Here is an 8,667-nt window from a genome sequence, read left to right on the forward strand (position 1 = left end):
TGACTTCTTGCCAGATCTTCTGCTCCCGCATCACACGGAAAATCCCGTGCAATCAGCAGCTTAGATGATTAAGCTCGAAAGACCTTGAAAGGGTTGGCCTTTAGAGCCTTTAGACGGACGCCCTGATCTGAGGAAGGCGACGAAGGAACTCGGCACAGCGTTTATAGTCATTGACAATTGATTCAATTCAATCAATTAATTGGATTCATTGACCGGATGAGCCTAGACTTCATCCCTGTTCCGTGAATTCGGTCCTTTCAACCAACCCAAGAGGAAAACATCCATGTCCCTGATCAACACGCAAGTTCAGCCCTTCAAGACCACCGCTTTCGTCAACCGCAGCGGCAAGGGCGAGTTCATTGAAGTGACCGAAGCCGACCTGCAAGGCAAGTGGTCTGTGCTGATCTTCATGCCCGCCGCCTTCACCTTCAACTGCCCCACCGAAATCGAAGACGCTGCCGAGAACTATGCCGAGTTCCAGAAGGCGGGTGCCGAGGTTTACATCGTGACCACCGACACGCACTTCTCGCACAAGGTGTGGCACGAAACCTCCGACGCCGTCGGCAAGGCCAAATTCCCCCTGGTCGGCGACCCCACACACCAGCTGACCAACGCATTCGGCGTGCACATCCCTGAAGAAGGCCTGGCCCTGCGCGGCACCTTCGTGGTGAACCCCGATGGCGTGATCAAGACCATGGAAATCCACTCCAACGAAATCGCCCGCGACGTGGCAGAAACCCTGCGCAAGCTCAAGGCTGCCCAGTTCACCGCCGCCAACCCTGGCCAGGTCTGCCCCGCCAAGTGGAAGGAAGGCGCCAAGACGCTGACGCCTTCGCTCGACCTGGTCGGCAAGATTTAAGAAGGTGTGAGAGAGCCCACCATGCCCGCTCGTACCGCAAAAACGCGCACCCTCGTCGTTGCAAATGCTCGCCATAGCCCAAGCTATGCCTCCGCTTTGCGCCTAGATGGAGCACGTTTGTGCGGCCCGCTCGGGCACGCCAAGCCCTCACCCACCTTCTAGGCTTTTTCGGCCCCCCCAAGCCGGACAGCGTCATGGCGCCAGTGCGCCATGCCGTCCGGCTTTTTTACGCCCGGACGTTGACCAGCAGGCTTGAACTGCGGCCTTTGTGACCTCAACGTCTCACACACCACAACTCGAATTTCAAAGGACACCACCATGCTCGACGAACAACTCAAGACCCAACTCGCCGCCTACCTGGAGCGCGTGCAGCAGCCGTTTGAGCTGGTGGCTTCCCTGGACGACAGCGAGACGGCGCGCGACATGCGCGAGCTGCTGACGACCATCCAGTCTCTGCGCAGCGACAAGATCACGCTGCGCACCGATGGCAACGATGCGCGCAAGCCCTCGTTCAGCCTGCAGCGCGTGGGCAGCACGAATTCGCTGCGGTTTGCCGGCCTGCCCCTGGGCCACGAGTTCACATCGCTCGTGCTGGCCCTGCTGTGGACGGGCGGCCACCCGCCCAAGGTCGAGCAGGACGTGATCGACTCCATCAAGGCCCTGAGTCCGGCGGATGGCAGCGACTTCAACTTCGAGGTCTACATGAGCCTGACCTGCCACAACTGCCCGGACGTGGTGCAGGCGCTGTCGCTCATGGCCATCGTCAACCCGAAGATCAAAACCACCGTGATCGAAGGCGGCGCCTTCCAGCAGGAAGTGACCGACCGCGAAATCATGGCCGTGCCCATGGTGTTTTTGAACGGTCAGGTGTTCGGCTCGGGCCGCATGACCATTGAAGAGATCGTGGCCAAGCTCGACACCGGCGCCGCCGCCCGCGAAGCCGCCAAGCTCAGCGCCAAGGACCCGTATGACGTGCTCATCGTCGGTGGTGGCCCCGCCGGTGCTGCAGCCGCTGTGTATGCCGCCCGCAAGGGCATCCGCACCGGTGTGGCGGCCGAGCGCTTCGGCGGGCAGGTGAATGACACGCTGGCCATCGAGAACTACATCTCGGTGCTCGAAACCGACGGCCCCAAGTTTGCCGCCGCGCTCGAAGCCCACACCCGCGCCTACGACGTGGACATCATGAACCTGCAGCGCGCCGACAAGCTCATCCCGGCCGCGCAGCCCGGCGGGCTGATCGAAGTGCAGCTGGCCAACGGCGGCTCGCTCAAGGCCAAGACGGTGATCCTGTCCACCGGCGCCCGCTGGCGCAATGTGAACGTGCCTGGCGAGGCCGAGTACAAGAACAAGGGCGTGGCCTATTGCCCGCACTGCGACGGCCCGCTGTTCAAGGGCAAGCGCGTGTCGGTGATCGGTGGCGGCAACAGCGGTGTCGAAGCCGCGATTGACCTCGCTGGCATCGTCGCCCACGTCACGCTCATCGAATTTGCCGACCAGCTCAAGGCCGACGCCGTGCTGGTCACCAAGCTCAAGAGCCTGCCCAACGTGACCATCCACACCAACGCGCAGACGACCGAAATCACCGGTGCCGACGGCAAAGTGACCGGCCTGAAGTACAAGGACCGCGCCACGAACGTGGAGCACACCGTGCCGCTCGAAGGCGTGTTCGTGCAGATCGGCCTCGTGCCCAACACCGAATGGCTCAAGGGCACCGTGGAGCTGTCCAAGTTCGGTGAAGTCATCGTGGACTCGCACGGCCGCACCAACCTGTCCGGCGTGTTCGCGGCGGGCGACTGCACGACCGTGCCGTTCAAGCAGATCGTGATCGCGGCGGGCGATGGCTCCAAGGCCGCGCTCAGCGCGTTCGACCACCTGATCCGGATGCCGGTGGTGGCATCTGCTGCGCAAGCCGCATCAGGCCAATCCGTGGCTGTTGCCGCTTGAATATCTCATCAAAATTGGCCCCAGCGCTTGATGGTAAAGCGCTGGCAGCTATGAATTTGTGAGTGAATGGCGCGAGGCAGCCGTACGGCTGTGCGCGCCGGCCCCTGTGTGGAAGGGGGCTGAGCAGGAGGCCCGACCTGAATCACCGGCGTAGGAGGCTGCGCACACGCCGGGGCGCCATGCCCCGATACCGACCGGTCCGGGGCGGCCTGATTCTGGAGGGGTTTCATCTACCTCCCGCACCATGCATCTGTCCCTGCTTGAATGCCCCGCTTCGCGCTTTGTTTTGCAAGACACTCCACGGCCTGCAACCACTGCCGCGAACTCCGACAAAGCGAATGCCGTAACGTCCCCATCCCCCGCCTCAGAGGTGACTCACGCGCCGCTGTATGACCGGCTGGCAAACCACCTGCCCACCGCCGAAGAACGTGCCGAAGCTGCAGCGTTTGTCCGCGCGGTGATGTCCGACGTGGAGCACGACGAGGACGTCATTCCGCAAGAGCCCGAACACCTGATCGGCTGGATGGAGGCCAACATCGCCCACGTCCATGCGCAATACCAGGCGTATCTCGACGCGCGCAAGGCGGGTGCGCCGCGGCGGTATTTCACGAACCGTGCGCATGCGCTCTTTTTTTTGCGCGGGGTGGCGCCCACCAAGCTGGTCGACGGGTCGTGGTTGTATGGCCTGTGCGCGCACGCGGCCAACGCGCGGCTGTCGGACCTGGTGACCACCTACGTGGAAGAACTGGGCGATGGCCAGCCGGACAAGAACCACGTGAAGCTCTACCGCGACCTGATGGCGCGGCATGGGCTGGACCCGGTCGACGACCTGGAAGACAGCCTGTACCGGCAAGGCCTGGTGCAGCTGGCGCTGGGGTGGAACGCGCAGGACTTTCTGCCCGAGATCGTCGGCTTCAACCTCGGGTACGAGCAGCTTCCGCTGCATTTGCTGATCACCGCCTACGAGCTGAACGAGCTGGGCATCGACCCCTACTACTTCACGCTGCACGTGACGGTGGACAACGCTGGCACGGGCCATGCCAAGCGCGCCTGCATGGCGGCCCTGGAGGCAGCGCCGCGCATCGACGACGGCGGGGACTACTGGCGGCGCGTGCGCGCTGGTGCCAAGCTGAGCAACGTGGGCCTGGGCACGGTGGACGTGATCAACGGCTTCGACATCGAGGCCGAGGTGATGGCCATTCTGGCGCGCAAGGCGGGCTCGGGCCATGGCGCCCATTCGGACTTCTGCAAGGTGGCAGGCCGCAGCGTGAATGACTGGCTGGCCCGCGCCGATGATGTGCCGGCATTCGTGGCGGCGCTGGAGCAGGCGGGCTGGATCAAGCGCAACCAGCCTGCAGCGCACAGCCGGTTCTGGCAGCTGCTGCAGGGCGACCGCGCAGAGATGTTTGGCGTGTTCTCGCCGTACGAATTGCAGGTCATCCACGACTGGATCCGCGGCCCGGCGAGCGCAGACGGTGCCGCCTTCGACGCCAACGCCGAGCCCGGTGAGCCCCGCCGCCAGATGAGCTTCAGGGTGGCGCAGCGCCTGCAGGCAGCCCGGCGCCCTTCAGCAGCGGTGTCGCCATCGGCGATGGCTTCTTCACCGGTGGATACCGACCTCGAAATCTTCGAGCAGCGCTACCCCACGCTGGGCACGCAGGAGCAGCACGACATGCTGGTGCAGGCCATGGCCCCGGCGTTGCACTGGACGCCGGTGGGCTTGCTGGCAACGCGGATGTTTTTGAGTCGGGTGTAGACGAACACAGATTCGGCTTCGTTCATTGGTGTACTTGGAGCCTACCGACGGCCAGACTATCCAAACACGAACTGCACCACCCCTTCAGCCAGCACCTCCCGGCAACGCACGCCCCACACCGCGTCAATCCGCGCCCCCGTCAGCACTTCCGCCGCAGCCCCATGGTGCGCCGCCGCGCCGGGGCTCAGCAGCAGCACATCGTCCGCATACCGCAGCGCCAGGTTTACGTCGTGCAGCACGGCCACCACGCCGCAGTGCTCGCGGTGGGCCCAGTCGCGCAGCAGGCGCAGGGACTGGTGCTGGTGGGCCAGGTCAAGGGCGGCGGTGGGTTCGTCCAGCAGCAGCCAGCGCGGGGCACCGTCTGGCAGGAGGGCCCAGACCTGCGCCAGGGCGCGGGCCAGGTGCACGCGGGCCTTTTCGCCGCCGGAGAGGGTGTTGAAACTGCGCCCCGCCAGGTCGATCACGCCCGTGGCGCCCAGCGCTTCGGCCACGATGGTCGCCTCGTTGCCGGCGGGCTGTTTGCGGTGCGGGTAGCGGCCCAGCTCGGCCACTTCGCGGGCGGTGAAGTCGAAGGCCACGGCGCTTTCTTGCGGCATCACGGCGCGGCGCAGGGCCAATGTGTGGGGAGACAGGGATGCCAGCGGCTGGCTGTCCAGCAGCACCTGGCCTGCATCGGGCTTGCGCTGGGCCGACAGCAGCGACAGCAGGGTGGATTTGCCCGCGCCATTGGGGCCCAGGATGGCGGTGAAGCGCCCCGGTGGCAGCGTGGCCGTCAATCCATCCAGCAGCGTGCGGCCGCCCACGTGCACGCGGGCGTCAACGCATTGCAGGCCGAGGGTGGGGGCGCTCATACCCGGCTCCTGAATCTGCGCAGCATCCACAGGAACATGGGGCCGCCAATAAAGGCGGTGAGCACGCCCAGGGGCAACTCGGCGGGTTGCACCACGGTGCGGGCCACGGCGTCGGCCACCAGCACCAGCGCAGCGCCCAGCAGGGCCGAGCCGGGCAGCACCACGCGGTGGTCCGGGCCTGCCACCAGACGCACCCAGTGCGGTGCGATCAGGCCCACGAAGCCGATGATGCCGGTGGTGGCGGTGACGGCGCCCACGGCCAGCGCGGCGATCACGATCACGGCGCGCTTGGTGCGCTCGACATGAACGCCCAGCAGTGCGGCCTCGGCCTCGCCCAAAGCGATGGCATTGAGTGGACGGGCACAGGCCAGGGCTGCCGCACAGGCCGCCGCCACCAGGGCCGACACCAGCGCCACCGCGCTCCAGCGTGCCCCGCCCAGGCTGCCCAGTAGCCAGAACTGGATATTGCGCAATTGTTCGTCGGTGGCCACAAAGTTGAGGTAGCCCAGGCCCGCGCCGGCCAGTGCGTTCACGGCCACGCCGGCCAGCAACATCAGGCCGATGTGCGTGCCCCCCGCCCCCTGCGAAAACAGGTAGATGAGCAACGTGACGGCGGTGCCGCCGGTGAAGGCCGAGAGCATCAGCGTCCAGCTGCCCAGCGTGTGGGGCAGGGCCGGAAACCACTGCTGCCCCAGCACGATGGCGCCACCGGCCGCCAGCGCGGCGCCGCTGCTGATGCCGATGAGCCCCGGGTCGGCCAGCGGGTTGCGGAACAGCCCCTGCATGAGCGCACCGGCCAGCGCCAGCCCGGCACCCGCCGCCACGGCCAGCAGCAGGCGCGGCAGGCGGATGTTGAGGAACACCAGCTGCGCAGGCGTGCTGCCGCTGCCGGAGGGGTTCTGGCCCGTCAGCATCTGCAGCAGATCGGCGGGGCCGATGGGGTAGGCGCCGCTGGCGCTGCCCGCGATGAAGGCCAGCACCACCAGCACGGCGCCCAGCGCAAGCGCGGTGGCCGAGGCCAGGCGGGCGCGGGATGCTGCACGGTGGTGGGCGCCGTCGGCGCTGCTTCGGCGCGGGGCTGCGCTTGGCGGAGAGCCCGGCTGGGGCACGGCACTCACGCGTAGAGGCGCTGGTGGACTGCACGCACCGCCTGGGGCAGGCGCGGGCCAAAGCCCAGCAACAAAAGCGCGTCCAGTGACACCACGGCACGGCGCTGAAATGCCGGTGTCAGCGCGAGTTCGGGGCGCTGCCAGAACTTGTCCGGCCCGCCCAGGGCGGCAATGCCTTCGTCGGTGGTCAGGATGGCGTCGGGTGCGGCGCTGGCCATGGCCTCGGCGGTCATGGGGCGGTAGCCGGTGAAGCCCGTGAGCGCGTTCACCCCGCCCGCAAAGCGGATCAGCGCGTCGGCCGCCGTGCCCTGGCCCGCCACCTGGGGCGAGGGGCCGTGCGACAGGATGAACAGCATGCGCTTCTTGGGGCCCTGGGTGGCCCCGGCGATCTGCTGGCCCAGTTGCGCCCATTCGGCATCCAGCCTTGCCTGCAGCTCGCGGGCGGCGGCTTCCTTGCGCGCAGCGCGGCCCACGGCCAGCACCTTGGCACGCACGTCGTCCCAGGTGTATTCGGACTTCACCAGGTCCACCCGGATACCCGCGCCGCGCAGCTGGTCCAGCACCACGGGCGGCCCGGCTTCGGTGGTGGCGATCACCGCGTCGGGCTTGAGCGAGAGCACGCCCTCGGCCGACAGCTGGCGCATGTAGCCCACCTTGGGTGTCTTGAGCGCGGCGGCGGGGTACAGGCTGGTGGTGTCGGTGCCCACCAGCTGGGCTTGGGCGCCCAGGGCGTAGACCACCTCGGTGATGGCGCCGCTGATGGTGACCAGGCGCGGGAGCTTGCCGCCGCCATCTTGCGCCCAGCCCGCCAGCGGGGCGCCCAGGGCGGCGGCCAGCAGGGCGCGGCGTGTGGTGTGGGTGTCTGCCGGGCTCATGCTGCCTCTGCCGCCAGCGGAGAAAGCTTGCGCACGATGGCGCGCCAGTCTTCGCGCTCGGGCTTGCCGGGCTTGCGCTCGCCGAAGAACATGGCCATCAGCTCGCCGCTGTGGTCAAACGCCTCGACCGAGGTGACGGTGCCATCGGTGGTGGGCTTTTCCACCACCCACACGGCGGCAATCGCGTCTTCGCGCAGGTGCAGGTTGAAGCCCGGATCCAGCACGTTGAGCCACTGCGCGCCGCGGATCTCCATCGGCTCGATGCGCACGACGGGGCCGGTGTGGATCTGGATGCAGCCGGGGCTGCCCACGAACACCATGATGGGCGCGCCGTCGAACGCCGCCTCTTGCAGCACTTCGCGCAGCGCCGTGGCCGCCACGCGGCGGGTGAAGCGGCCTTCGGCCAGGCGCAGGCTTTGCTGCCGCTCGGCGCCAAAGGTCTTGAGCATGCCGAAGAAGTCGTGCGTGTCTTTCATCGCGGCCCAGGCGGACAGCAGACCGGGTGCGTCGATCTCGGCATCTGCGCGCGGTGCGGGGGCGGGCGGCTTGGGGCGAAACAGGTAGCCCAGCGAGGGGTCGCCAAACTGGCGCATCACGTCTTCAAACGCGGCACGGTCGGTGGCCTCGCGGCAGAAGATTTTGTGCACGGCCAGGCCGCTGGCGTCAAAGAACTGCAGGCTCAGCGATGCGTCCGTGCCCGCGTTGGCCGCGTGCTCGGTCACGGCAAAGCCTGCGTGCCACTGCGTGAAGAACAGGCGCAGGTCGATGTCAGCGCCCAGCGCCAGGCCCACGGGGCCGGTGGCCGAGAGTTTTTGGTACACGCCGGTCTTCTCGTGCACGGTGGATTCGTTGCGCGTGAGGGCGAGCACGGGGCCGCAGGCCTCAAGCGCCTGCAGCAGCTCCAGCCAGGGTCCGCGCAGGGGCACGGCCTTGATGGGATGCTCGTGTTCGCCGCCATGGGCGGCAATGGCTTCGCCCTCGCTCAGGCCGATGTGGGCGGCGGCATCCTTGTGGCGCTGGCCGGTGGCGCGGGCCTGGGCAAAGCGCTCTCGGGTCTGGGGTGCGTTCATGGTGTGGTTCACTTCAAAAAAGATAGCAGCTGGCGCTTGATGGATAAGCGCTACGGGCCTAAAACAATTCAAAACTGGACGCTGGATCGTCTCGTTGACGGGGTGCTGCGGCCGTTCCTCCCTGGCTTCGACAGGCTCAGCCCGAACGGGTGGGGGGCGGTGACGCGACGCGCTGGGGCGATTCACGCCGCACACCTCCATCC

The 8,667-nt window shown here is 66.9% G+C and carries 7 protein-coding genes; 3 read left to right on the top strand and 4 right to left on the bottom strand.

Translation table 11 applies throughout. The annotated features are described in order from the left end of the window. Positions 1-283: 283 nt before the first annotated feature. The 3 genes from ahpC (at position 284) to ACOQFS_RS00140 (ending at position 4,559) form a co-directional block, all read left to right on the top strand. Positions 284-859: an alkyl hydroperoxide reductase subunit C gene (ahpC, locus tag ACOQFS_RS00130; protein WP_421560953.1), complete on the top strand. Its 576-nt coding sequence runs from the start codon at positions 284-286 to the stop codon at positions 857-859. Positions 860-1,177: 318 nt separating this feature from the next. Beyond that, positions 1,178-2,803 (top strand): alkyl hydroperoxide reductase subunit F, encoded by a 1,626-nt coding sequence (ahpF, locus tag ACOQFS_RS00135; RefSeq protein WP_421560954.1) that lies wholly within the window; start codon positions 1,178-1,180, stop codon positions 2,801-2,803. A gap of 460 nt (positions 2,804-3,263) precedes the next feature. Then, positions 3,264-4,559 carry an iron-containing redox enzyme family protein gene (locus ACOQFS_RS00140; protein ID WP_421560958.1) on the top strand — a complete coding sequence of 432 codons (1,296 nt, stop codon included), beginning with the start codon at positions 3,264-3,266 and terminating at the stop codon, positions 4,557-4,559. Between the two features lie 56 nt (positions 4,560-4,615). Here the strand turns inward: ACOQFS_RS00140 and ACOQFS_RS00145 are convergent, their stop codons facing one another. The 4 genes from ACOQFS_RS00145 to ACOQFS_RS00160 form a co-directional block, all read right to left on the bottom strand. After that, complete coding sequence (locus ACOQFS_RS00145; protein ID WP_421560955.1) at positions 4,616-5,410, bottom strand: heme ABC transporter ATP-binding protein; 795 nt, start codon at positions 5,408-5,410, stop codon at positions 4,616-4,618. Next, positions 5,407-6,432 carry a FecCD family ABC transporter permease gene (locus ACOQFS_RS00150; RefSeq protein ID WP_421560959.1) on the bottom strand — a complete coding sequence of 342 codons (1,026 nt, stop codon included), beginning with the start codon at positions 6,430-6,432 and terminating at the stop codon, positions 5,407-5,409. Before ACOQFS_RS00150 ends, ACOQFS_RS00145 begins: the two co-directional genes overlap by 4 nt. Before the next feature lie 92 nt (positions 6,433-6,524). Then, the gene (locus tag ACOQFS_RS00155; protein ID WP_421560956.1) at positions 6,525-7,394 is read right to left on the bottom strand and encodes a heme/hemin ABC transporter substrate-binding protein; all 870 of its coding nucleotides are present in this window, start codon (positions 7,392-7,394) and stop codon (positions 6,525-6,527) included. Further along, positions 7,391-8,464, bottom strand: a complete 1,074-nt coding sequence (locus ACOQFS_RS00160; RefSeq protein ID WP_421560957.1) for a hemin-degrading factor — start codon at positions 8,462-8,464, stop codon at positions 7,391-7,393. The genes ACOQFS_RS00155 and ACOQFS_RS00160 overlap by 4 nt, the downstream gene beginning before the upstream one ends. Between the last annotated feature and the right edge of the window lie 203 nt (positions 8,465-8,667).

The organism is Paracidovorax sp. MALMAid1276, from assembly GCF_049198005.1.
Lineage (GTDB): Bacteria > Pseudomonadota > Gammaproteobacteria > Burkholderiales > Burkholderiaceae_C > Acidovorax.